Annotated in this window: 18 protein-coding genes and 1 pseudogene; all 19 read left to right on the top strand. The window is 49.3% G+C overall.

Translation table 11 applies throughout. The features are described from left to right. The first annotated feature begins 13 nt into the window (after positions 1-13). The 19 genes and pseudogenes from ACFS25_RS15225 (at position 14) to ACFS25_RS15135 (ending at position 24,206) form a co-directional block, all read left to right on the top strand. On the top strand, positions 14-484 hold the full coding sequence (locus ACFS25_RS15225) for an FGGY family carbohydrate kinase (RefSeq protein WP_381502502.1): 471 nt from the start codon (positions 14-16) through the stop codon (positions 482-484). 24 nt (positions 485-508) lie between these two features. Further along, positions 509-1,840 carry a xylose isomerase gene (gene xylA, locus ACFS25_RS15220; RefSeq protein WP_381502499.1) on the top strand — a complete coding sequence of 444 codons (1,332 nt, stop codon included), beginning with the start codon at positions 509-511 and terminating at the stop codon, positions 1,838-1,840. 221 nt (positions 1,841-2,061) lie between these two features. Continuing rightward, the gene (locus tag ACFS25_RS15215; protein WP_381503084.1) at positions 2,062-2,256 is read left to right on the top strand and encodes a hypothetical protein; all 195 of its coding nucleotides are present in this window, start codon (positions 2,062-2,064) and stop codon (positions 2,254-2,256) included. 367 nt (positions 2,257-2,623) lie between these two features. Then, positions 2,624-3,199: an RNA polymerase sigma factor gene (locus ACFS25_RS15210; protein WP_381502496.1), complete on the top strand. Its 576-nt coding sequence runs from the start codon at positions 2,624-2,626 to the stop codon at positions 3,197-3,199. Positions 3,200-3,357: 158 nt separating this feature from the next. Next, positions 3,358-5,040, top strand: coding sequence for a glycoside hydrolase family 43 protein (locus ACFS25_RS15205; RefSeq protein ID WP_381502493.1), 1,683 nt, complete (start codon positions 3,358-3,360; stop codon positions 5,038-5,040). A gap of 47 nt (positions 5,041-5,087) precedes the next feature. Continuing rightward, a complete protein-coding gene (locus tag ACFS25_RS15200) occupies positions 5,088-7,370 on the top strand; it encodes a glycoside hydrolase family 127 protein (protein ID WP_381502490.1) in 2,283 nt (760 codons plus the stop codon). Positions 7,371-7,388: 18 nt separating this feature from the next. After that, positions 7,389-7,922, top strand: coding sequence for a VOC family protein (locus ACFS25_RS15195; RefSeq protein ID WP_381502485.1), 534 nt, complete (start codon positions 7,389-7,391; stop codon positions 7,920-7,922). Positions 7,923-7,952: 30 nt separating this feature from the next. Further along, positions 7,953-9,536, top strand: a complete 1,584-nt coding sequence (locus ACFS25_RS15190) for a glycoside hydrolase family 43 protein (RefSeq protein ID WP_381502481.1) — start codon at positions 7,953-7,955, stop codon at positions 9,534-9,536. A gap of 41 nt (positions 9,537-9,577) precedes the next feature. Next, entirely contained in the window at positions 9,578-10,435 is an 858-nt protein-coding gene (locus tag ACFS25_RS15185) for a sialate O-acetylesterase (protein WP_381502478.1), read from the top strand. A 103-nt stretch (positions 10,436-10,538) separates the two neighbouring features. Next, a complete protein-coding gene (locus ACFS25_RS15180; protein ID WP_381502475.1) occupies positions 10,539-12,626 on the top strand; it encodes an alpha-L-fucosidase in 2,088 nt (695 codons plus the stop codon). A gap of 161 nt (positions 12,627-12,787) precedes the next feature. Then, the gene (locus ACFS25_RS15175; RefSeq protein ID WP_381503081.1) at positions 12,788-13,906 is read left to right on the top strand and encodes an alpha/beta hydrolase-fold protein; all 1,119 of its coding nucleotides are present in this window, start codon (positions 12,788-12,790) and stop codon (positions 13,904-13,906) included. Between the two features lie 13 nt (positions 13,907-13,919). Next, positions 13,920-14,996: an alpha/beta hydrolase gene (locus ACFS25_RS15170; RefSeq protein WP_381502472.1), complete on the top strand. Its 1,077-nt coding sequence runs from the start codon at positions 13,920-13,922 to the stop codon at positions 14,994-14,996. Between the two features lie 63 nt (positions 14,997-15,059). Then, on the top strand, positions 15,060-16,178 hold the full coding sequence (locus ACFS25_RS15165) for an alpha/beta hydrolase (RefSeq protein WP_381502469.1): 1,119 nt from the start codon (positions 15,060-15,062) through the stop codon (positions 16,176-16,178). A gap of 115 nt (positions 16,179-16,293) precedes the next feature. Continuing rightward, positions 16,294-17,583, top strand: coding sequence for a glycosyl hydrolase family 8 (locus tag ACFS25_RS15160; RefSeq protein ID WP_381502467.1), 1,290 nt, complete (start codon positions 16,294-16,296; stop codon positions 17,581-17,583). A 27-nt stretch (positions 17,584-17,610) separates the two neighbouring features. Then, a complete protein-coding gene (locus ACFS25_RS15155) occupies positions 17,611-18,762 on the top strand; it encodes an alpha/beta hydrolase-fold protein (protein WP_381502464.1) in 1,152 nt (383 codons plus the stop codon). Between the two features lie 32 nt (positions 18,763-18,794). Continuing rightward, a complete protein-coding gene (locus ACFS25_RS15150; RefSeq protein WP_381502462.1) occupies positions 18,795-20,723 on the top strand; it encodes an alpha/beta hydrolase-fold protein in 1,929 nt (642 codons plus the stop codon). A gap of 44 nt (positions 20,724-20,767) precedes the next feature. Beyond that, complete coding sequence (locus ACFS25_RS15145) at positions 20,768-21,883, top strand: endo-1,4-beta-xylanase (RefSeq protein ID WP_381502458.1); 1,116 nt, start codon at positions 20,768-20,770, stop codon at positions 21,881-21,883. A gap of 77 nt (positions 21,884-21,960) precedes the next feature. After that, a complete protein-coding gene (locus ACFS25_RS15140; protein ID WP_381502455.1) occupies positions 21,961-23,046 on the top strand; it encodes a glycoside hydrolase family 43 protein in 1,086 nt (361 codons plus the stop codon). 108 nt (positions 23,047-23,154) lie between these two features. Further along, positions 23,155-24,206 (top strand): annotated as a pseudogene (locus ACFS25_RS15135) (endo-1,4-beta-xylanase). The last annotated feature ends 26 nt before the right edge of the window (positions 24,207-24,232 follow it).

Genomic DNA, 24,232 nt, shown 5'->3' with positions numbered 1-24,232 from the left:
AACTAAAAAAGGCATGGCTACTTATTTGCTGGGTTACGACATTGCTAGTTCGTCTGTGAAAGCGGCTCTTGTCTATGTGCAAACGGCCCGGCCAGTTGCATCAGCAACCAGTCCTGATCAGGAAATGACCATTATCTCTCCCCAGCCCGGTTGGCGTGAACAGCATCCCGAAGACTGGTGGAAGGAAGTTATTCGAGCCGCCCAGCGTTTGAAGGAAAACCATTCGATTCTAAGTCCGGTGTTCCGGGAGGCCTTCGTCAATACAATGGGAGCGACATTGGATCTGTACAATACCGATGGAGCCCAATGTGCCGCGCGCGGAGCAGGGATTGGTGCGATCATGTTTAGTATGTTCGAAGAAGCCTTTACATCACTGGAACGGGTTGGCTTGATTGAACCCTCCCCGACGATTCAGGCCGCTCATCAGGATGCTTTCGCACAAGGGCGTTCTCATTTGAAGACAACTGAATTAATTAACGCATAACTACATAAAACCAATTACCAAAACATGTCACGTATTACGCTGGGCGATCAGGAATATTTCAAAGGAATTGGGGCCATTGCCTACGAAGGCCTTAATTCTAAAAATCCATTAGCTTTCAAATGGTATAATCCCGATCTGGTCCTCGGAGGGAAAACTCTACGCGAGCAACTGCGCTTTGCCATCAGTTACTGGCATACCTTCTGCGGAACCGGTGGCGATCCATTCGGGCCCGGTACGCGTGTTTTTCCTTGGGATCAGGATAACGATGCTAATGTACGGGCGCGCCTGAAAATGGACGCGGCCTTCGAGTTCTTTACCAAAATCGATGCGCCTTACTATTGTTTCCATGACATCGATTTAGTTGATGAAGGTGGATCAGCAACTGAGTATGAAAGCCGCTTGCAGACGATTGTCGAGTACGGTAAGCAGAAGCAGCAGGCGAGTGGAGTGAAGCTACTATGGGGTACAGCCAACGTATTCTCAAACCCGCGCTATATGAACGGGGCGTCGACAAACCCGGATTTCGCGGTGTTGGCTTACGCCGGTACGCAGGTAAAAAATGCTATCGACGCGACCATCGCGCTGGGGGGTGAAAACTACGTTTTCTGGGGTGGGCGGGAAGGCTATATGTCGCTGCTAAACACCAATATGAAGCGGGAAGTCGAGCATCTGGCTAAGTTCCTGACTATTGCTCGCGATTACGCCCGCAAGCAGGGCTTTACTGGTACGTTCTTCATCGAACCCAAACCGATGGAGCCGACTAAACACCAGTACGATTACGATGCCGCTACGGTCATTGGTTTTTTGCGTCAGTATGGTCTGGACAAGGATTTTCAGTTGAATATCGAAGTGAACCACGCGACACTGGCGGGTCATACGTTTGACCATGAATTACAGGTAGCTGCCGATGCCGGGATGCTAGGGAGCATCGATGCGAACCGGGGCGATTACCAGAATGGCTGGGATACCGACCAGTTTCCGATCAATCTTTATGAACTGGTGGAAGCGGCCCTAGTCATTCATCAGGTAGGTGGCATCAAAGCCGGCGGTATTAATTTCGATGCAAAGGTGCGCCGAAATTCGACCGATCTGGAGGATTTGTTCGTAGCGCACATTGGTGGCATGGATGCCTTCGCTCGTTCGTTCATTGTAGCCGACGCTATTTTGCAGGATTCTGACTACCTGAAATTTCGTCAGGAGCGGTATGCTTCCTTCGACAGTGGCCAGGGGAAAGCGTTTGAAGAGAACAGCCTGACATTGGAAGACTTGCGGAGCTATACTTTCGAAAATGGCGAACCTAAACTACGGAGTGGCAAACAGGAATGGCTTGAAAGCATTATCAACCAGTATATCTAGCCTTGATTCTACCAACCTCACCACATAAAATTCTTATGTGATTATAAAAAGCAAGCCAATTCGCTGCCGTATGAAAACGATTTCTTTGGATAAAGTAGCCTCGCAGGTGCGTCGGGATATCGTGCGCATGGTGCATGGCGTAGCCTCCCCCCGCATCTGGTCTACCGCCTGATAGGAATGGCGAGTAGCAGGAAGGGCAAATCTGAGAAGCGGCTGCGTTTATTCCGCATCGGAGACTAGACAACCTGATTGCGATTGTTGATGTCAACGGCCAGCAGATCGATGGGCCGACTGACGTAGTGCTGAACAACCGGGATCTGGGTAAAAAATACGATGTCTTTGGTTGGAACGTACTGCACATGGATGGAAACAAGTTGGCCATCCGCCGGACCAAATCATGGGGAAATATGGGTTAACAGCAGCTTCCATTGTGGCTAAAGCACTGGCCGTTATCCGGCGAAAAAAGTAACTGACATTGATCCGTACACAAGTTTGATAGTTGAGACAACCAACTTTAAACCATTAATACTGATCGACAAAGGCTATATCATAGGTTTAGTAGCTAGTAAAACTCCACTGGAATCCAGTGGAGTTATTCTTAAAAATGGTGCTCCAGCTTTATTCTCTGATGAGTATAATGCGGATGTGCCCAAGTTAAAAGAGCAATGGATAAAGCGAAGGGAAGCGGGCTTACTATTTTGACATACGCAAACTCCTTTTGCACAATTTGGCGTATATTTATATCTTTTCTTATTTTTATCTACGTATATAGTCCTAAACTTCATGACTTCTGACGATTATGTGTTATGGCAATTATTCCGCGCAGGGGATAAGCAGGCATTAGGAGTGCTGGCTGAACGCTATTATCGCATGCTGAAACATTATGGCCAAAAATTCATGGTCGATGGAGCAGTGGTCGAAGATTGTATACAGGAGTTATTTTTACAGCTCTGGCAAAATCGCTTACAGATTAATGAAACGGACTCGGTAAGACATTATTTACTTAAATCAATTCGACACCATATACTCCTCTATTTGCGGTCTCAAAAACGGGTGCACTATGACGAACTGGGCTGGGATACATCAGTAGGGGAGGACGTAGATTCAGAAACATTACTAATACGCCAGGAAACATTGGTCAGTTTGACGAAAACGATTCAGGACCAACTAGCCTTGTTACCAGCCCGTGAGCGGGAAGCCTTATATCTGCGTTATTACGAAAATCTATCCATACCTGAGATTGCTGAAGTAATGAATGTAACCCGGCAATCCGTTTCCAATTTTATACAGAAAGCCCTCAATAAGCTCCGCACTAAATGGCTTGTTCATCTGCTTCTATTAATTTGTACTTTTTTCTAAAAAAATTTCCTTTGAGAAGGGTATCAGTGCAGATAAACTTCATACTATCAATAAAAATAGCAAAAAAGTACCAATAAATTTCCTATCAAACAATCTTTCAACTGTTGACGATCTACTAGAAAACGACGCTTTTCGAAGGTGGGTTCGTGAAAACCCTTATGAGAAATCGCCTTCTTACGTCTCTCTTCACCGCATTTAGCCTGGTATTGAGCCATCTGGTTTCGGCTCAAACCACTTTAGTTAATCCGATTCTGACCGGCTTCTATCCCGATCCAAGCATCGTGAAGGTAGGGGCGGATTACTACCTGATCAATTCGACGTTTTCCTACTTTCCCGGCATTCCGGTGATGCACAGCAAGGACCTGAAAAACTGGAAGCAAATCGGTAATGTGATTAGCCGCCCCGAACAAATGGATTTCATGGGCGAGCGGCTAACCCGTGGCCTTTTTGCCCCCAGCATCAGCTACTACAAGGGAATATTCTACGTTACCTGCACCGATATCGATCACGACGGCAACTTTGTTGTTACGGCCAAAAATCCCGCAGGGCCTTGGAGCAATCCCGTTAAAATCTCGCAGGTCAAAGGCATCGACCCATCCATCTATTTTGATGATAGTACCGACAAAGCCTACATTATCTATAACAGCGACGCCCCCGACCGGAAGCCGCTGTATTCGGGCCACCGAACCATTCGGATGTATGAATTTGACTATAGCAAATTGACCGTAGTGGGGGAAGAAAAACAACTGGTCAACGGTGGCGTGGATCTTTCTAAAAAACCCGTCTGGGTTGAAGGACCGCACATTTTGAAACGGAACGGCTGGTACTACCTCTACGCAGCCGAGGGCGGTACGTCGGTTAACCATTCGGAGGTGGTGCTCCGGAGCAAAGATGTTTGGGGCCCCTATGTGCCTTTTGCGGGTAATCCGATTCTGACACAACGCGAATTACCTGCCGACCGGAAGGACGCCATTACCTCAGCGGGGCATGCTCAGTTTGTCGATGGACCAGATGGGAAAATGTATTGCATTTTTCTGGCGGTAAGACCCTACGAAGGCGATTATTACAACACAGGCCGTGAAACGTTTATTGCGCCCGTCACCTGGAAAGACGACTGGCCAATGATCGAGCATGGCGAGAAGGCTATTTCGTACAGCTATCCAGTTAATTATAAGGAAATTAAACAAAAGGGCGCATTGCCGCAATCGGGTAATTTCGCCTATACGCTGACTTTTGATAAGACGCTTGATCCTGCGCTCTTGTTTATGCGGACCCACGATAAAAATTCGTACTCACTGTCGAAGAAAGATGGGCTTACACTGAAACTGAAGCCCGAAACTATCATGGAGACTGGCAATCCTTCGTTCATCGGCAAACGCCAGCAACACCTCTATAGTACGGCGGAAACGGAGTTAATGTTTACGCCCAAATCGGACAAAGAAAGAGCCGGTTTTGTGATTTTACAGGACGAGGGCCATTTCTACTTCCTGTGTAAATCGAAGGTCCAGGACAAGGACATGCTGCAACTCTATAAAAGCAAGCCACGATCACAAGAGATGGAATTGCTGACCGAAGTGCCGCTGGATGCCAAAGCGGGCAAAGTAGGCCTACGTATCGCTTCGCAGGGGGATAGCTATTCGTTCCATTATTCCACCGATTCGAAAAACTGGAACTTGCTGAAAGACAAGGTAGATGGTAAATTCCTGAGCACAAAAGTATCGGGTGGCTTTATCGGATGCGTATATGGTCTGTACGCTACGTCGTCGGGGGAAGCCAGCAAGAATTCGGCCTCATTCCAGTACCTGAAATATGCAGGGGATGATCCGATGTTTAAAAAATAAACGTAGCAGATTTGGTTACCACTGGATTGTAAAACATAGCATTACCCTTGAAAACGAACGTATTCCATATCGCTTGCTTCGTTCTGCTCAGCTCCACGGCCCTGGCTCAGATGCAGCCGTTTGCCTTACAGGAGGTGAGATTAGCAGGCGGTCCCTTCAAGAATGCGCAGGATGTTGACCTGAAGTATATACTGGCACTGAACCCGGATAAACTGCTGGCTCCGTACCTGATCGATGCCGGATTGCCGGTAAAAGCCCCACGCTACGGCAACTGGGAAAGCTCAGGGCTGGATGGTCATATCGGCGGGCATTACCTGTCGGCGCTGGCGATGATGCATGCCTCGACCGGCAATGCCGAACTGAAAAAGCGGCTGGATTATATGGTGGCCGAACTGGCCCGCTGTCAGGCAAAAAATGGCAATGGGTACGTTGGCGGTATTCCGCAGGGCAAGGTATTCTGGGAGCGTATTCATAAAGGCGATATTGATGGCAGCAGCTTCGGGCTGAACAATACATGGGTGCCGCTGTACAATATTCACAAGCTGTTTGCCGGGTTGCGTGACGCTTACGAGTATGCCGGCAATAAACAGGCGAAGCAGGTACTGATTGGTCTGGGCGATTGGTTCATTGAGCTAATCAAACCTCTGTCAGATGAGCAGATTCAACAGGTACTACGCACTGAACATGGTGGCCTTAACGAAACATTTGCCGATCTGTACATCCTCACCAACGACAAAAAATACCTTGAAACGGCGCAGCAAATTTCACATCGTGCGTTGCTGAATCCGTTGATCGACAAACAGGATAAGTTGACCGGCCTTCACGCCAACACCCAGATTCCAAAAGTGATCGGGTTCGAGAAAATCGCCACCTTGACGGGCAAAGCCGACTGGTCGGAGGCCGCTATGTTCTTCTGGCAGAATGTGGCGCAAACCCGTAGTGTGGCCTTTGGTGGCAATAGCGTGCGTGAGCATTTCAACCCGACAACCGATTTCAGTCAACTGTTAAGATCGAATCAGGGCCCCGAAACGTGTAACTCGTTTAACATGCTCCGGTTGAGCAAAGCCCTGTTTCTGGATAAGAACGATGTGAGCTACCTCGATTATTACGAGCGAACACTATACAACCACATTCTGTCGAGTCAACATCCCGAAAAGGGCGGGTTTGTCTATTTTACGCCCATTCGGCCTAACCACTATCGGGTGTATTCTCAGCCCGAAACCAGCATGTGGTGCTGCGTGGGGTCGGGTCTGGAAAATCACACCAAATACGGCGAGCTGATCTACAGTCATTCGGAAAAAGATCTCTTTGTCAACCTGTTTGTTCCGTCGACGGTAAACTGGACTACCAATAAAATTCGGCTTACCCAACGCACCGAATTTCCCTATCAAAATGAGTCAGAACTGATCGTCGAACTCACAAAACCACAGGAATTTTCTTTACACATCCGCTATCCTAAATGGGCTAAGGACCTGGAGGTGCTGGTCAATGGGAAAACGCATCCCGTTGATGGCAAACCCTCAAGTTATGTAGCCATTTCGCGAAAATGGAAATCGGGCGACAAAGTGACGGTGCGCTTTGCAACCACCACCTACCTGGAACAGTTGCCCGATGGCTCAAATTGGGCCGCTTTTGTGCATGGTCCCATCGTGCTGGCCGCTAAAACCTCAACAGCAGACCTAAAAGGGCTATTTGCCGATGACAGTCGGATGGGCCATGAAACAAAAGGCAAACTATACCCGCTCACCAATGCCTACGCGCTGGTGGGTGACCCGGCAACGTATCTGTCGCAGATAAAACCAATAGATAAGCTGCGATTTAGCCTGGACACGCTGACGTTGCAACCGTTCTACGAAGTTCATGATGCCCGCTATCAGATGTATTTCCAGACCTTTTCCAAAGCCTCCTTCGACGAGCAGCAAGTCCGGTTGAAACTGCAGGAAGCGGAGGCTATCGCTCTGGAAGCCAACACAGTCGACAACGTGAATTGTGGTGAACAGCAGCCCGAAGTCGATCACGCCTACAAGGGTGAGAAGAGCGATGCGGGGTATGACGACGATCTGTTCTGGCGACGTACCCGGGGGTATATATCCTACCAATTACAGAACGAGGAACTGGCGGGTAAATATATTGATATTACTGCTCTAGATGATATAACGCCAGAGTTTGGGAGCTTTCTAGTGAATGAAAAGCCTGCCGAAATCCTGGCCAATCAGGGGAAAATGCTCCGGTTGAAAGCAGACGGTAACGAGGTGATAACGTTGAAAATCGTATCCCAAAGTGGGAAGAGCACACCTCGCTTTAATCAAATCAGACTAGTAACGCACTAACGAATAATTCTTTTCAACATGAATGAAATTGTGATGACTGCCTATAAATGTGTCAAAATAACACTATTAGTGTTTGGATGCATGCTGAGTTCGTATGCTCAATCCAATTTCAGCAGTAAAGTCATTGGCGTGGGGGTTGTTGTCGCCGACCTCGAACGGTCGCTGGAATTTTATGTCAACGGCATCGGTATGGTCAGAACGAGCAGCTTTACCATCAACGAAGATTTTGGCAAACGCTCGGGTCTGACCAATGGCGTTGCGACGGACGTAACTATTCTGAAACTCGAAAACAGCCCCGAAGCCACCGACTGGAAGCTGATGAGCTTTGGCAAAAAAGCCGCACACCCGAAGCCGAAAGTCATTCAGGACGATACGGGCATGCAGTACATCACCATTCAGGTAAAAGCTTTGCAACCCGTCATTGACCGATTGACCCAAATGAAAATACCCTTTTTAGGTAGCACGCCTACGCCCTTGAATGCGAAAGCACACTTTGTATTCGTGCAAGACCCCGATGGGAATTTTATTGAACTAATAGGACCACTGCAGTAACCTCAGAAAATCTGTCACAAATTATCTGCCATGAAAAAATCGTTTTTCCAATTGGGTTTGATGGCGGTTACGCTGCTGCTGATGCAATTCACGGCAAGGGCGCAAAAGGCACATAATCCTATCCTGTTTGCTGATGTACCCGACCTGTCCATGATCCGGGTGGGTAATACGTACTACATGAGCAGTACGACCATGCACATGAGTCCGGGCCTACCCATTATGAAGTCGAAAGATTTAGTAAACTGGCAATTGGTTGGTTATGCTTATGATACGCTGGCCAATGTGGATGCACTGAATCTGACCAATGGCAAAAGCACCTACGGACGAGGGTCATGGGCCAGTAGTCTGCGGCATCACAACGGTATGTACTACGTGACCACCTTCGCCCAGACTACTGGCAAAACCTATGTCTATACGACCAATGACATCGAGAAAGAGCCCTGGAAAGAGACGTCGTTTAAACCGTCCTATCATGACCATAGCCTATTTTTCGACGATGACGGTCGGGTATATATGATTTACGGCGCGGGCAAACTCCGGCTGATTGAACTGAATGCTGATGTTTCCGGTATAAAACCCGGTACGACCGAACAGGTCATTATTGACAACGCCAGTACGACGTCTGGCACCGGAGGGGGCCTGCCCGCCGAAGGGTCTCAATTATTTAAGGTGAAGGGTAACTATTACCTGTTCAACATAACCTGGCCCAGAGGAGGGATGCGTACAGTCGTGATTCACCGGGCGAATAAGATTACAGGTCCCTGGGAAGGCCGAATCGGCTTTCAGGATTTGGGCGTAGCACAGGGTGGCCTGATTGATACGCCGGATGGGAAATGGTACGCCTACCTTTTTCGTGATTTTGGTGGAGTCGGGCGCATTCCGTATCTGGTTCCCGTCAACTGGGAAGATGGCTGGCCCGTACTGGGCGTCAATGGAAAAGCACCCGAAACGCTCGACCTGCCGGCCAACAAAGGGTTGATACCCGGTATTGTGGCCTCCGACGAATTTACACGGAAGAAAGGGGAGTCGGCACTGCCGCTGGTATGGCAATGGAACCATAATCCTGATAACCAGCTCTGGTCCGTTACGGAACGGAAAGGCTATCTACGGCTGAAAACCGGACGTACCGATACGTCGTTTGTGCTGGCCAGAAACACCCTGACGCAGCGAACCATTGGCCCGGAATCGTCGGGGTCTACCGCCTTCGATGTATCCAATATGAAAGAGGGCGATTTCGCCGGATTGAGTCTCTTACAGAAAAACTACGGTCTGGTTGGCGTCAAGGTTATGAATGGTAAGCGTTCTGTAGTCATGGTTAGCGCGGCATCGGGTAAACCAATTGAGGTACAAGGCTTTCCGCTTACGCAAAATATGGTTTATGTCAAGGCGGAATGCGATTTCAGGGACCGGAAGGACACGGCTCATTTCTTCTACAGCCTCGACGGTAAAGCGTGGCAACCCATTGGCGAGTCGCTGAAAATGCCTTACACCATCCCGCATTTTATGGGTTACCGATTTGGTCTGTTCAACTATGCCACTCAACAGACGGGCGGGTACGCAGACTTCGATTATTTCCGAATTACCGACACCATTTCGCAATCAGCCAGAAATTAACTCTCAGCTCAATCTCTTCGACAACCTATCTCTTACCCTTTATGAAAAAGAATTATTCAGCCGCTACGCTTCTTCTTAGCTTACTGCTTTGGGGTCTGAACGCTTCTGCACAGGACAAAAACTTTTACATTTTCCTCTGTTTCGGGCAATCCAACATGGAAGGAAACGCCAAAATTGAACCGCAGGATACAGTTAATGTGAACAGCCGGTTTCAGGTAATGGAGGCCGTAAACTGCCCCGATTTAGGCCGGACAATGGGACAATGGTATACCGCTATTCCGCCATTGTGCCGGTGCCGGACCGGCCTGACTCCCGCCGATTATTTTGGTCGTGAATTGGTCGCTAATCTTCCTGAGAAAGTCCGGGTTGGCGTCATCAATGTGGCTGTGGGTGGCTGTAAAATTGAGCTATTCGATAAAGACCATTACGAGTCATACACCGCCAATGTACCGGGCTGGATGAAGAACATGCTCAAGGATTATGACGGAAACCCATACGCCCGATTGGTCGAGATGGCAAAACTGGCCCAAAAAGACGGGGTGATAAAAGGCATTCTGTTGCATCAGGGTGAGTCGAATACCAACGATACGCTGTGGACCGAAAAGGTCAGGGTGGTGTACGATAACCTGATGCACGACCTGGATCTAAAACCGAAAAAAGTGCCGCTGCTGGCCGGAGAAACGGTGAATGCCGATCAGGAAGGCATTTGCGCGAGTATGAACAAGATCATTGCCACACTCCCGCAAACCATCAAAAATGCACACGTCATTTCTTCGGCGGGTTGTACCGATTCGGCCGATAACCTGCACTTCAATGCCGCCGGATATAGAGAATTGGGGAAACGCTACGCGGCACAGATGCTCGCGCTGCTGGGCTATAAACCAACCGCGACGGAGTAATGTGCAAGCCTTTGGCAAACGTATCTACCGCTACTTTTTGACCCGCTCCGTCCGGGTATATTCGAACTTTCTTTAAGCTGATAATGCCTAACTCCTGCTTATAATGCCTAAATCTTTACTCATTCGACTGGCGATTTATCTGCTGACTGGTCTTGCTGGATTTGCACAGTCAACACCCCCCCAACCCGTTGGCCCCCTACCCAGCGAAAACCAACTGCGTTGGCAAAAAATGGAATACTATGCCTTCATCCATTTTTCGATAAATACCTATACCGATATGGCCTGGGGCTTGGGTAATGAAGACCCCAAGCTATTTAATCCTACAAAACTGGATTGTAGACAATGGGCCCGTATTTGTAAAGAGGCCGGTATGAAAGGTATCATTTTTACGGCTAAACACCATAGTGGATTCTGCCTTTGGCCCTCGAAATACACCGAGTACTCTGTAAAAAATATTCCCTGGCGAAACGGGAAGGCCGACATCGTGCGGGATATGGCCGATGCCTGCAAAGAATATGGATTGAAATTCGGTGTGTACCTGTCGCCCTGGGACAGAAACCATGCCGACTATGGGAAACCCGAATACATCACATACTTCCGCAACCAGTTGCAGGAATTGTTGACCAACTACGGTGACATTTTTGAAGTCTGGTTTGACGGAGCCAACGGCGGGTCCGGCTATTATGGCGGAGCCAACGAAACTCGTAAAATCAACTCTAAAACGTATTACGACTGGCCCAACACCTACAAACTTGTTCGCAAACTCCAACCCAAACTTGTTATCTGGAATGACGGTGGTGATCGGGCCGACCTGCGTTGGGTTGGTACCGAAGCCGGGTATGTAGGTGAGACCAACTGGAGTTTATTAAACTCAACCGGCGATGTGCCTGAGCAAATGCTGCGCTACGGCGTAGAAAATGGAAATGCCTGGGTACCCGGCGAAGTAAATACCTCCATTCGTCCTGAATGGTTTTACCACGAGCGGGAAGACAAAAAAGTAAAAACGTTGCCCCAACTAATGGATCTTTATTACAACTCCATTGGTCGAAATGCTACGCTATTGCTCAATTTTCCGATCATGCCCAATGGGCTGATTAACGAGAAGGACGAAAAAGCCGTACAGGCCTTTGCCAAAGCCACCAAAGAAGCCTTTGCGCTAAATCTGACCAAAAATGCCCAGGCTGTGGCCTCACACACACGAGGAAAAAACTCGACTTACGATGCCAGTAAAGCCATTGACGCCGATAAAGAAAGCTATTGGGCTACGGATGATGTCGTTCGTAACGCATCGTTGACGCTACAATTCGCTAAACCTACCGCTTTTAATCGTTTTCTGGTGCAGGAACCCATCCGGTTGGGGCAACGGGTCAAAGCCTTTACCGTGGAGGCTTTTGTCGATGGTAGCTGGAAAGAAATTGCCAAAGAAACGACAATTGGGTATAAACGTATTCTCCGGTTTCCGACCGTGGAAGCCACCCAACTGCGGCTGACTATCCTCGACGCAAAAAGTTGCCCGTTAATTTCAAATGTCGAAGTCTATAAAGCTCCACTGATTTTAACGCCCCCCATGATCACCCGTGACCAGACTGGTACTATTCATATCAAGCCAGGCGATACCGAATCTGAGTTGTATTATACACTCGATGGACGTACGCCAACAGCAACGGCTAACCGGTACACGACTCCTGTAAAAACTGGTAACGGCAAAGTAGCCATTAAGGCGATAGCCTATAATCCGTTCACGAAACAAAGCAGCATCGTCAGCGAAGAAAAGTTTGATATAGCCCGCACCGCCTGGAAAATCGTGAGCACTGACGCGAAGTCGGCGTACCAGGTTGTAGATGGAAATTCGGCTACGTCCTGGCATCAAAATAAAAGCCAACCGATGCCTGCGGACTTGATCATTGATTTGGGAAAGGAAGAAAACCTGGCGGGTTTCAAGTATTTGCCTGCCCAGAACTGGTGGGAAGAGGCAAGCATCATCACGCAATACCAATTTGAGGTTTCAGCCGATAACGCAAGCTGGAAACGGGTAAGCGAAGGCGAATTTTCAAACATTAAGAACAATCCTTTCTGGCAAACCAAAACGTTTGAACCCACCAAAGCCCGATACATCAAATTGCGTGCTTTGAAAAATACGCAGGAAGATTCGGCATCGGGCTATGCAGAAGTTGACATTATTACCCAGTGAGTGTAGAAAATTTTTCTGACAGGATTGACAGGATGAACAGGATTTCTATTGCCTGAAAAATACTGTTCATCCTGTCATAAAAAATCCGTAAACACATTACCCCTAAACCTTAATCATTTATGAACCAACAACTAACAAATCGATTATGGATCTTCTGCGCCATGATCTGTCTGTTCAACATGGCAATAGCCCAACCGCCCCGTGGCCCGCTGGTGGTGTCGCCCCAGGTGAACGCCGACAAATCCGTTACGTTTCGTTATCTGGCTCCGGCTGCCAGCGACGTAAAGCTGAGTGCTCAGTTTGAAAAAGCACCCATGCCTATGTCCAAAGATGCACAGGGTATATGGAGCGTGACGGTGCCGCCCGTCAAACCTGACATCTACCCCTATAGCTTTCAAGTCGATGGCATTACCGTCATGGACCCGGCCAACGTAGCGTTTTTTCCGAACGAACGTTTCAAAGCTAGCTTGGTCGATGTGCCCGGCGAAACGCCGTTGGTTCATGCCATGAAAGACGTACCGCATGGTTCGGTCAACTACGAGTACTACCCATCGCTCGAGGGAACCACAGGTTCGTTGGTGGTCTATACGCCACCGGGGTACGATAAAAATCCGTCCCAGACCTACCCGGTTTACTACCTCATCAGCGGGACGACGGATACTGAAGAAACCTTCTTCAAAGTAGGCCGAACGAATCTGATTCTGGACAATCTGATTGCCGAAGGCAAAGCCAAACCCATGATTATTATCATGCCGTATGGTAATATCGCAGCCCGACTTGCCGAACAAAAAGGTGGTGCCAAACCTGCCGACCCGACCGTCCGCGATGGAGATGATGCGGTCAAACGAGCTAATGACTTCGGGAATGACCTGATAAGTAAGGTAATCCCATATGTGGAGAAGAACTACCGCGCCATTGCGAACAAAAACAGCCGGGCTATCGGCGGGTTCTCACGCGGGGGTGGGCAAACACTCCGGGCGGCTTTTGGTAACATGGACAAGTTTGCGTGGGTATGCAGCTACAGTTCGTATCTATCGCCCGCCGAAATGGACAAGGGCTTTCCGCAGATAGGTAGTAGTCCAGACAATACGAATAGGCAGTTAAAATTGCTGTGGGTGAGCGTGGGAAGCGACGATTTTCTGTACAAAGGGACGGTCGAATTTATGGATTACCTGAAAGCGAAGAAGGTAAACTACAAAAGTCTGATTACCGATGGCGGTCATACCTGGATGAACGTTAAGAGGTACGTTGCCGAAACCACTCCACTACTTTTCCGCTAACGCGCCTATCCTCATGAAACATAAATTAAGCCTGCTTCCCGCTCTCCTGTTTTTTTCGATAGCGGTAATTGCTCAGCGGCCACCGTCCATTAGTTCGCCCGAGGTACACCCCGACCATAGCATTACGTTCACCTACTTTTCGCGCAAAGCTCAGAAGGTGACGCTGAATGGAGAGTTCCTGAAGGCCACCGTTGCCCTGACCAAAGATACATCGGGCATCTGGAGCGTGACAGTGCCGCCCGTTAAACCCGATATTTATCCGTATAGTTTCACCGTCGATAGCGTTCAGATTGCCGATCCGAACAACACACACATTTTTGCCAATGAACGCTTTAAACGGAGCATCGTCGATGTGCCGGGCGATCAGCCGCTAATTCATTCGCTCCAGAACGTACCGCATGGAAAAGTCAGCTATCGTTACTACAAGTCAGGTACGCTAGGTACCACCCGGCAGTTACTGGTTTATACCCCGCCCGGTTTTAAGGCTAACGGCAAAACCAAATACCCGGTGCTGTATCTGATTCACGGCGGCTCCGATACGGAAGAAACATGGACTAAAGTTGGGCGTGCCAACCTGATTGCCGACAATTTGATTGCGCAGGGCAAAGCCAAACCCATGATCATTGTTATGCCCTACGGCAATGTGCGCCCTAGCCCGATGCCCGACTTCACTAAAGACATGGTCGCCGACATTGTACCGTTCATTGACGCCAATTACCCGGTGATTATGGAAAGCAAAGGCCGGGCTGTAGCAGGCTTTTCGGTGGGGGGCGGACAAACCCTGAACATTGGTCTGACCAATACTGACAAGTTTGCTTATATCTGTTCGTATGCGCCGTTCACAACTACCGAAGAATTTCAAAAAAACTTTGCCAACTGGTCGCCCGACGCGAATAAAATCAACAGTCAATTGAAATTATTCACCATCAGCGTAGGCACCGACGATTTTCTGTTCGAATCGGTGAAAAAGAACATGGCGATGTTCGAGGACAAAAAGATTAAACTGAAGAGCTACATCGTTCCCGGTGGTCATACCTGGATGAACTGCAAGCACTATCTGGCAACCACCTTGCAGGAGCTATTTAACTAGTGCATGCCCTTAAGTACAATAAATTCCAAACCGTTAATTTTTACCATCTAAACCATTAAGCGAATGATTTTCAAAACAATAGCTGTATTCGTGTTAGCCACAATAACCAGCGTAACCAGTTTCTCGCAGACAAGTCCACCGGCGGTAGTGGAGGATTTTAAACCATCCACGTTGAACCAGCCGGGGCAGGAGTACCCGCAGGTAAACTCACAGGGTTACGCGCGATTCCGTGTAAAGGCGCCCAAAGCCGATAGTGTTCGAGTGAGTCTGGGGCTGGGCGGAAAAGGAGGAACCCTCCTCACAAAAGGGGAGGAGGGCTTCTGGACCGGTACGACGGCAGGACCGATGGATGAAGGCTTTCATTATTATAACGTAACGATTGATGGTGGCAAGTTCAACGATCCTGGTGCCCTGAATTACTACGGCTCCGTCCGGTGGGAGAGTGGTATCGAAATTCCCGCTCATGATCAGGACTTTTACGCCCTGAAGGAGGTGTCCCACGGTAACGTACAGCAGGTACTTTTCCCCTCTAAGAGCACCAATACATCGCGCCGGGCTTTCGTGTATACACCACCGGGCTACTCGACCGATAAGTCGAAAAAATATCCGGTGCTTTACCTGCAACATGGCTGGGGCGAGGACGAAACGGCCTGGAGTAACCAGGGGCATGCGAACCTGATTATGGACAACATGATCGCGGAAGGCAAAATTAAGCCTTTCATCATCGTGATGACCTACGGGATGACCAACGAGGTGAAATGGGGCAAAATGAAAGAATTTAAGATCGACCCCTTTCAGACGGTTCTGGTCGACGAACTGATTCCGTATGTTGATGCCAACTTCCGCACGCTGGCCAACCGGGACAATCGGGCTATGGCGGGCCTGTCGATGGGTGGCATGGAAACCAAAACGATTACCCTCAATAAGCCGGACGTATTTGGTTATTACGGCCTGCTCAGCGGTGGTGTTTATGCGCCGGACGACCTCAGCGGCAAGGCGAAGCCAAAGCTTGTTTTCATTAGCTGCGGCAGTAAAGAGAGGCCCGATGGCGTCAATAAGTCGGCTACAGATCTAAAAGCTGCCGGTTACAATGCGGTTTCGTATGTTTCCGAGAAAACAGGTCACGAGTTCCAGACCTGGCGTCGTAGCCTGCACGAGATGGCTCCGTTGCTGTTCAAATAAAAGCAGGAAAAGGAATAGGCATTTCTAAACCCCGTCCCCTACAGGGACTCAGCGTGCTCACCCCTGCAGGGGACGGGGTTAAAGGTTGAACTAAAGCAGTTTAAGCGCACATAAATTGAAAAAGACGTTGACAGGCTACCCACTTTCTGGTAAGCATTGGTTGTTGCCAATGCTTACCCTGATTTGTTTAATGACGGTGGATCTGGCTACAGCTCAAAAAAATACAACGGCGTTTCAGTCAGCTAAATGCCGGAATCTGTTTCGGGAAGCGGGCTATGGTCAGGCAGCCATTGATAAGAAAGTTAAACAAGCGTATTACGATGTGTTTGAAGGACCCAATAAGGTCTATTTCGAGGTCGGTGATACCATGGCTTACGTATCGGATGTGAAAAATCACGATGCCCGCACAGAAGGTCTTTCCTACGGGATGATGATTGCCGTACAGCTTGATAAAAAAGACGTGTTTGATCGGATCTGGCGCTGGTCGAAAAAATACCTTCAACACCAGAGCGGCCCCCGAGAAGCGTATTTTGCCTGGAGCATCAACGCCCAGACAATGAAGAAGAACTCCGAAGGGTCGGCTTCGGATGGCGAGTTGTATTACATTACCAGCCTGCTGTTTGCCGCCAACAAATGGGGAAACAATACCGGCATCAATTACTACGGAGAAGCCCGGCGGATTCTGGATGCGATGTGGAAGAAAGATGGAACGGGCAACATCTACAACCTCATCAATACGGAGCACAAGCAGATTTCGTTTGTGCCCGAAGGCAGCAACTATAACTGGACCGATCCGTCCTACCACCTGCCGGCCTTTTACGAGGTTTGGACAGCCTATGCCAAAGACGGTCATGAACAGTTCTACAAAGCATGCGCTGATACGTCGCGGGTGTTTCTGCACCGGGCCTGTCACCCCGTCACTGGCCTGAATGCCGATTACACGGAGTTTAGCGGGAAACCCCACGATACCCGCTGGTCGCCCTCAGCGTTTCGGTACGATTCGTGGCGTGTGCCGATGAATATTGCGATGGATTATACTTGGTCCGGCAAAGACAAAGCCTGGCAGGAAGATTACGCCAAGCGTTTTCAGGGTTTTCTCCGCTCGAAAGGGATGGACACCTATGACGATCAATTTAACCTTGATGGCTCTCGCCCTGAGTTCATTCTTCAGGCGGGACCAGTGAAAAAGCTCCGGCACTCCATTGGCCTTGTGTCAACATCGGCGACGCTGTCACTGATTAGCAAAGAGAAGAACAGTCTCGATTTTGTGCATGCCTTGTGGAAGGCGAAACTGGAGCCTTTCGACGATGGCTATTTCGATCCGTACTACGATGGGATAATGTATCTGTTCGGTCTCATGCACTTGAGTGGCAAATACCAGATCATTCAGCCGCAGACCCATTGACGAACCCCGATAACCCTAAACCTTACCATGAAAAAATTAATCGCCTTTGCCGCCTGTGTGGTCTCGCTGAGCCTGAATGCCCAGTCCCAGACCACCGGAGTTCCTGCGTCAACCAATATTCCGGGGCAGAAATACCCGCAACTGTTACCCGATAATCGGGTGCTGTTTCGCGTGAAAGCACCGGAAGCACAGAAAGTACAGATCGATTTGGGTAAAAAATACGATATGGTGAAAGACACCAGCGGGTTCTGGATCACAACGACCGACCCAATTCCTGAAGGGTTTCATTACTACTCGCTGGTCGTCGATGGCGTTTCGCTTTGTGACCCATCCAGTCAGACATTTTACGGCATGGGCCGCATGGCGAGTGGCATTGACATTCCCGATAAGGATATGGCGTATTATCAGGCCAGGAATGTTCCACATGGTCAGGTGCGGTCGGTCAATTACTACTCCGACATCACCAAAGCCTGGCGTAGGGCGAACGTCTATACCCCACCGGGTTACGATGAAACCCCGAAAAAACGCTACCCCGTTCTGTATCTACAGCATGGCTCGGGCGAAGACGAAACCGGCTGGCCGAATCAGGGTAAAATGGACTTTATCCTGGATAACCTGATTGCTGAAGGAAAGGCAACGCCAATGATTGTCGTGATGGAACGAGGGTATGCGACCGACCCGGCCAAACCCATTAGTACCAGCGCCAACACGCCTGGCACTATGACCAGCAATGTGTTTCCCGACGTGTTGGTAAAAGAAGTCATTCCGATGATCGACAAAACGTTCCGCACGCTGGCAGATCGGGGTAACCGGGCGATGGCAGGGCTGTCGATGGGCGGCTTCCAGACTTTTCAGACCACGATGACCAACCTCGACAAATTTGCCTACATCGGAGGGTTCAGTGGAGCAGGTCGTTTGCAGGCTGGCGGTGATGTTAAGCAACTATACGATGGCGTTTTAGCGGATGCGGCTGCTTTTAACAAAAAAGTGAAGGTAGTTTATGTGAGTATAGGTACGAAGGAGCCCGAACGAATGTACACCGGCGTAAAAGGATTTCATGAAGCCCTGGAGAAAGCAGGCATTCGGCATGTGTATTACGAGTCGCCGGGTACGTCGCACGAATGGCAGACTTGGCGCCGGTCACTGAATCAATACGCAAGCTTGATTTTTAAAAACTAATCCTGAAAACAGGTAATCAACGACATACGGGAATGAAACGACTACTAGTATTGATAGCGGCTACCGGCCTATTTTGCGCCAGTACCTACGCGCAAAAAATTGAAAAAGAAGCACCAAAAGGGTTCGATCAAGTACAAACGGGCATTGCCACGGGTAAACTGGATTCCATTCAATACGAATCCAAAACCGTCGGTACGACCCGCAAGGCGTTGGTGTACACTCCGCCGGGATATAACAAAAAGAAAAAATACCCCGTTCTGTATCTCTTGCACGGCATCGGTGGTGATGAAAAGGAATGGCTGAAAGGTGGTCAGCCGCAGGTCATTCTGGATAATCTGTACGCCGAAAAAAAACTGGAACCCATGATCGTGGTCATGCCCAATGGGAGGGCTATGAAAGACGACCGGGCAACCGGAAATATCATGGCACCTGACAAGGTTCAGGCTTTTGCTACGTTCGAGAAGGATTTGCTGACGGACCTGATTCCATTCATCGAGAAAAAATATTCGACCCTCACCGACCGGGAACATCGGGCCATTGCCGGTCTGTCGATGGGGGGCGGTCAGTCACTGAACTTCGGGCTGGGCAATCTGGATAAGTTCGCCTGGGTCGGTGGGTTTTCGTCGGCTCCCAATACCAAAAAACCCGAAGAGTTGGTGCCAAACCCAGAAGACACCAAAAAGAAGCTGAAACTGCTCTGGATCTCGTGCGGGGACAACGACGGGCTGATCAGCTTCAGCAAACGTACCCACGATTATCTCTACCAGAACGACGTACCCCACATTTATTACATCGAGCCGGGTGTACATGATTTTAAAGTCTGGAAGAATGGCCTGTACATGTTCTCCCAGTTTCTGTTCAAGCCGGTCGATGTATCATCCTTATCCAAATATACCCTGTTAGGCACTCCAGCGTCTACGAATATCCGGAATGCCAAATACCCGCAGATTTTACCGGACAACCGCGTCGTGTTTCGCGTGAAAGCACCTGACGCTCAGAAAGTGCAGATGGATTTGGGTAAAAAATACGACATGGTGAAAGATACAGCCGGATTCTGGAATGTAACGACCGATTCCATCAGCCGGGGCTTTCACTATTATTCCCTTTTGATTGATGGTGTGGCGGTTGCCGACCCAGCCAGCGAAAGCTTCTACGGCATGAGCCGCATGGCCAGTGGCATTGAAATTCCGGATCGTGACGAAGGATATTATGCCATGAAAGACGTACCCCACGGCGATATCCGGATTAAACACTACGTATCGAAACCATCGAACACCTGGCGTGAATTGTACATCTATACGCCACCGGGATACGACCAGAACACGACCCAGAAGTATCCCGTGCTGTACTTGATCCACGGCGGTGGCGAAGACCAGCGCGGCTGGGCTACGCAGGGCCGCACCGACCAGATTCTGGATAACCTGATTGCGGAAAAGAAGGCCAAACCCATGCTGATTGTGATGTTGGATGGCAACATGCCTAACGCCGGAGGAATGGCTGGTTTCAACGAAAACGCATTGCGGTCGTTTGAAAACGAACTGAAAACAGGGCTTATTCCCTTCATCGAAAGCAACTATCGGGTCGAAACCGACGCCAAAAACCGGGCGCTCGCTGGCCTATCATTGGGCGGTTTACAGACGCTGCACGCAGGGGTGAAGAATACCAACCTGTTCTCGTATCTGGGGGTGTTCAGTTCAGGCTGGTTCGCTAATAATCCCAAACTGACTGACCCGCAATATGCCTTCATGAAAGAGAACGCCAGCACTATCAACAGCAACCTCAAGCAGTTCTGGATTTCGCAGGGTGGCAAGGAAGACATCGCGCATCAGAACTGCCAGATCATGATGAAGAAGTTTGACGAGATGGGCATCAAATACCAGTACAGCGAGTACCCTGGTGGACATTCGTGGCCTGTTTGGCGGCACGATCTGTTCGGTTTTTCGCAGTTGCTGTTTAAGTAAAAGATACTGACAAACCATAAGCTCAGCCTGCAACGTAATTCTTTATGCTCTCGAACAGACACATCCTCATACTAAGTACGGCGGTCCTTTTGCTGGCTAACGCTGCCACCGAGCAGGGTGCTGCCTTGGCGCAATCCATCCCGTCGTTAAAAGACGCGTTCAAAAAAGATTTTGGCATCGGAACCGCACTCAACAACGCCCAGATTGAGGAACGGGACCCCCAAACGACGGCGTTTATTGCCCGGCAATTCAACATGGCAACGCCCGAGAACATCATGAAGTCAGCGCTGATTCATCCGAAGTGGGACACCTATAATTTTGAGATGGCAGATAAACTGGTTGAATTTGGGAAGAAACACAACATCAAAATAAATGGGCATACCCTGATCTGGCACAGCCAGTTGCCACCGTTTATCCGGGGCATTCACAGTGCTGATTCCATCCGAGCGTTTTTTACTGATCACATCAAAACGGTCGCTGGGCGCTACGACGGAAAGGTTTTGTCGTGGGATGTTGTCAACGAAGCGTTGAACGAAGATGGTACGATGCGAAAATCGGTCTTCCTTCAATACCTCGGCGAAGATTTCGTCACGGAGGCTTTCCGGCTGGCCCAGCAGGCTGCCCCTAAAACAGAGCTATACTACAACGATTATAACAATGAACAACCCGCCAAACGGGCTGGCTGCATTGCCCTTCTGAAAAAGGTAAAAGACGCCGGGGTGCGGATTGACGGTGTAGGTATTCAGGGACACTGGCACCTCGGGAAAGTGCCTCTGAAAGACATCGAGGAAAGCATCAATCAATACGCAGCCCTTGGTCTGAAGGTCATGTTCACGGAATTGGACATTGAAGTATTACCCCGCAATTTTCAGGGGGCGGATGTCGGTCAACGTATGACGGCCAACGAACAGTCGAATCCCTATACGGCGGCACTGCCCGATAGTGTTCAGCAACAACTGGCCGCAGATTACGAGGCTCTGTTCAAGCTGTTTCTCAAGCATAAGGACAAAATCACCCGTGTAACCTTTTGGGGTGTCAATGATGGCGATAGCTGGCTAAACAACTGGCCCATCCGGGGCCGAACCAGCTACCCGCTGCTATTCGACCGGAATAACCAGCCCAAACCAGCTTTCGAGCGGGTGATTGCCCTAAAGAAATGAGAATTCGGAGAGAGCAATTTGCAAAAGCTGGTTTTCTATTGCCTGTCTATTCAACGTACTATTAATTCAAAACCAAGATGACGTATCAAAACCTGATGCCACGAGCCTATGCAACGCTTACGCTGGCGTCTCTGATTGGGGGTTCCCTGACCGCCTTCGCGCAGACCGACGGAGGTAAAAAACCTATTTCGAAGCCGCTCGTATCGCACATATACACGGCTGACCCGTCAGCCCATGTCTTTAACGGTAAAATCTACATCTATCCCTCGCATGATATTGATGCGAAGAATGTTAAAGAAGATGATGAAGGCGGCCATTTTGCCATGCGTGATTACCATGTGCTGTCGATGGATAAAATTGGCGGCCGCGTTAAAGACAACGGTGTAGCCCTCGACCTAAAAGATATCCCCTGGGCGGGCCGTCAGCTATGGGCCCCCGATGCTACGGTCAAAAACAGTACCTATTACCTCTATTTTCCGGTCAAAGACAAAAAGGATATTTTTCGCATCGGCGTGGCGACCAGCAAAAGTCCGACCGGACCGTTTAAAGCCGAACCGGAACCGATTAAGGGCAGCTACAGCATCGACCCCACCGTGTTTCAGGACACCGACGGCAAAGCGTATCTCTACTTTGGGGGCATCTGGGGCGGGCAGTTACAGCGCTGGAGCGGTAATCGGTATAACCCGAAAGGGGCTCTGAAGAAAAAAGATGAGGTGGCTTACCTACCCCGTATTGCCCGGCTTAGTGCCGATATGAAAAGCTTTGCCGAGCCGGTTCGGGAAGTGCAGATTCTGGATAAAAACGGCAAACCGTTTCTGGAGAAAGACAATGACAAACGGTTTTTCGAAGCGGCTTGGCTCCACAAGTATAACGGGAAATACTACTTTTCGTATTCGACCGGCGATACCCACAATCTCTGCTACGCCATCGGCGATAATCCCTACGGTCCCTTTACGTACAAGGGGCTGGTGCTGAAACCAGTGCTTGGCTGGACCAATCACCATTCCATCGTACAGGTGGGCCAAAAGCCGAACGCGGCCCGATGGTATCTGTTCTATCATGATATACAACTCTCTGGCAAGACTCATCTTCGGAATGTAAAGGTTGCCGAGCTGACGTACAACTCGGATGGCACAATCAAAACAATCGACGCCTACAAGTAGAGTTGAATAGTTTAAGACCAACTTCCTGCAATCCAAACCTGTAAGCCGGGCCGCCGGATCGGTCTCGAAGACCTTACAGGCTTTATTAGCCTAGACCCCATTTTGACCATGCATAAACTAAGCGCTTATACCCTGGTTGCTCTATCGGTCGCCTTTATTGCTCCGGAAAAGGGCCTGAAAGATTATTATAAAAACTACTTTCCTATTGGCGTGGCCGTCAACCCACGGATGGTGCAACCCGGCCCCGATGCCGAGCTGATTAAAGCCCAATTCAACAGCATAACACCCGAGAATGCCATGAAAATGGGTCCCATTCATCCCGAAGAGAATCGCTACAACTGGAAGGATGCCGACGCCATTGCCGACTTTGCTCAACAGAACAACATCAAACTGCGGGGGCATACGCTTTGCTGGCATAATCAGACGCCCCGCTGGTTGTTCACAGACTCAACTGGTAAGACCGTGAGTCGGGACGTGTTGCTGGCCCGCCTGAAACGGCACATCACCGACGTAATGGGCCGGTATAAGGGGAAGATTTACGCCTGGGACGTGGTGAATGAAGCCGTTCCCGATACAGGAACAGCGATGTACCGTAAATCTAAATTTTACGAAATCATTGGGGAAGACTATATCGAGAAAGCGTTTCAGTACGCTCACGAAGCCGACCCGTCTGCACAACTGATTTATAACGATTACAATACAGAAAGTGCCTCTAAGCGGGAACGTATCTATCAGTTATTGAAGAAGTTAAAAGAAAAGAACGTACCGATTAACGGTGTGGGCCTACAGGCTCACTGGTCCATTTACGAGCCTACCGCTCAGGAACTTGAAGAATCAATTACCAAATTCGCCAGCCTGGGACTGAAAGTGCAGTTTACATGTCAGTATATCCCAAAGAGCACGAGCGTCGGGCTCGGCGCGATACTGATAAAAGCGAGTTCACACCAGAAATGAATGACATGCAGGCTGCTCAGTACAAAATGGTGTTCGATCTATTCCGCAAGCACCGCGACAAGATTACCGGCGTTACGTTCTGGAACTTAAGCGACAAGTATTCCTGGCTGGATAATTTTCCCGTTCCGGGCCGCAAGGATTATCCTCTCCTGTTTGATCAGAACAGTCAGCCAAAGAAGGCTTATGAAAGCGTAGTAAAGTTCTGAAGGATGATTACCAGTGCGATATAAAA

The organism is Spirosoma flavum (genome assembly GCF_042686045.1).
Lineage (GTDB): Bacteria > Bacteroidota > Bacteroidia > Cytophagales > Spirosomataceae > Spirosoma > Spirosoma flavum.
Note: the sequence above shows the minus strand (reverse complement) of the source record. Positions and strands in the feature narration are given on the sequence as shown.